2 protein-coding genes and 1 pseudogene are annotated in these 2,151 nt (G+C 60.9%); 1 reads left to right on the forward strand and 2 read right to left on the reverse strand.

The window, feature by feature from the left end; all coding sequences use genetic code 11:
* On the reverse strand, positions 1-181 hold a 181-nt coding region (locus ACFYP3_RS37590), incomplete at its 3' end, for a hypothetical protein (RefSeq protein ID WP_388842604.1).
* 130 nt (positions 182-311) lie between these two features.
* Between ACFYP3_RS37590 and ACFYP3_RS37595 the strand changes: the two are divergent.
* Positions 312-800: pseudogene (locus ACFYP3_RS37595) on the forward strand (transposase); the annotation flags it as partial.
* Between the two features lie 348 nt (positions 801-1,148).
* Here the strand turns inward: ACFYP3_RS37595 and ACFYP3_RS37600 are convergent.
* Entirely contained in the window at positions 1,149-1,790 is a 642-nt protein-coding gene (locus tag ACFYP3_RS37600) for a DUF4360 domain-containing protein (RefSeq protein ID WP_388842606.1), read from the reverse strand.
* Positions 1,791-2,151: the final 361 nt, after the last annotated feature.

Genomic DNA, 2,151 nt, shown 5'->3' on the forward strand with positions numbered 1-2,151 from the left:
GGTCGAGTACATCCACCCGCACCACTTCACGACCCGCACCAAGCCCCGCATCAAGATCGCCACCTGGATCGCCGACTCCTACAACACCAGACACAGGCACAACCGCGCCGGCGGACTCCCACCCGTAGAGTTCAAGCAAATGATCAACCAACAGCGAGCCCGACCCCACCAGAGAGCCCAAGCCGCATCAATGAGGCCTCTACACTTCCAGGGGATTGGCAGCAACAACCTTTAGTGCTCCAGCAGTGGATTGTGTCCTGAGGTGGTGGTTGCCGTTGTCAGGGCGTGGTGGGGATGGTGGAGGCCCGGGAGTGGGATGGGGTGTTCGCTGGTGTTGCGGCCGGTTCGGGCGGGCGGATCTGCGGTGGCGGATGCGGGGTTACCTGCGTGGGCTGCTGGCTCCGGTGGTCCGGAAGAACGGCTGCCGGCTGGTCGAGTACGCGGGTCACCGCACCCCGGACGGGTTCCAGCGGTTGCTGAACTCCAGCGTGTGGGACGTGGATGCACTGCGTGATGACGTCCGGGAGTATGTCGCCGGCAAGCTCGGGCCCAGTGGTGTGCTGATCATCGTCGACACCGATTTCATCAAGAAGGGCACCCTCTCAGCCGGGGTGGGCCGGCTGTACACCGGCACCTCGGGGAAGACCGACAACTGTCAGATCGGGGTGTTCGCTGCTTACGCCACCAGCCGTGGAGAGGCTGTGGTGGACCGGGAGTTGTATCTGTCCAGGGCGTGGACAGCCGACAGGGAACGCTGCCGGGCCACCCAGATTCCCGGCGAGCGGGAGTTCGCAACCAAGGGCGACCGGGCAGTACCGACGTCACAGCAGGTCAAGAACCCGCCGACCTCGTTCACAAGATCTCGCACTGAACTGGCCCCACTGGCGCCAACGCCAGCAGGCCAATGCACAACCAGCCATTACCTAAAAAGAAGCAGTTCAGGACACGATCCGCTGCCGGAATACCGAGAGCGTCGCCAGTAGGTCATCGCCGCCAGCAGAACCGGCCTGGGCGGGGAGGGTGCTGCTGGGCCGGTCTGCAAGCCAGTGGCAGGGTGGAGCCGGACAGAGTCGGGCCGGTGAGGGTCATGTCCCCGGGTGACAGGGATCTACAGACATTTCACCGGTGACCTGCGGTTATCGCCAGCCTTAAGGGCAGCGCTTCCAGGCGAAGTGGTAGAGCGTGTTGATGCTGCCATCCGTCGAGTCCATTGAAATAAAACTTGTGACGGACGCATCGGCGCTACTGGATTTGACCCGCAGTTCGGTATTGATGTTCAGGAGTCGATTCACCTCGCAGGGAGCATAGACGAGAGTCTCGGCTGCTGCATTGTCGGAGTTCTGCCAGTTGTCATTCATCGGCCCGTTGAACCGATGGTTTACAGCCGCATTCTCCGACATGCCCGCGAAATAGTAGTTTGCGCGCTGGAGGGCCGTAGCGCTCCGTTCAAGGTGCGCGAAACCCCGGTAGTCGGCCCGGGCGATCGCGTAAGTGTATCCTTGAGGGACATGTACATTTAGAGCGATCTGGCAGTTCTTTCGGAAATCTATGGGGCTAGAATCCCGTCCCGACTGCGCCGTGTACTGGCTATACGTCACGGTGAATGCAGTATTATCTGGCGCCACAGCCACAGCCGTAGTCCCAGCAGGGCAGCCAGACCCATTCACATTTACTACTTCAATGGATACCTGGCCCGGGGGTGCGGCAGTAGAGGCGACCGCTGGCGTTAAATGGAGCGGGGCCGCCAAAAGTGCCGTCATCGTGCCGAAAATGAGGACTGCTCCTCGCATAAAATTCTCCAATCATATAGGATCCACCCACTCGCGACATGCTGTACGCGTCTCACCGAGAGGGGAGGAGTGAAGCACGCAGGAATAGCGAAATAGCATCCCCGATGCCCAGGCTCCGGGAGCCGTCAAGACCTTCACACGGCGTCTGAACCGGGGGTGGATCCTGATTCCGCTCCGGAGGCCCAGCCCTGTAATACACATGCGCCACGTGCGGGATCGGAGCGCGGCTAGCGCGGGAGCCCGAAGCATGGAGCTCAGGGGCATTTCTTCCAGGCGAAGTGGTAGAGCGTGTTGATACTTGCATCGGTCGAGTCCATTGATATGAAGCTCGACTTATTTGGGTCAGAATTTCCGGCGCTAA

Source organism: Streptomyces sp. NPDC005533 (assembly GCF_042871845.1).
Taxonomy (GTDB): Bacteria; Actinomycetota; Actinomycetes; order Streptomycetales; family Streptomycetaceae; genus Streptomyces.

Coding starts and splice junctions, on each gene's coding strand:
- ACFYP3_RS37600 (WP_388842606.1), bottom strand. CDS start 1,790: ATGCGAGGAGCAGTCCTCATTTTCGGCACGATGACGGCACTTTTGGCG.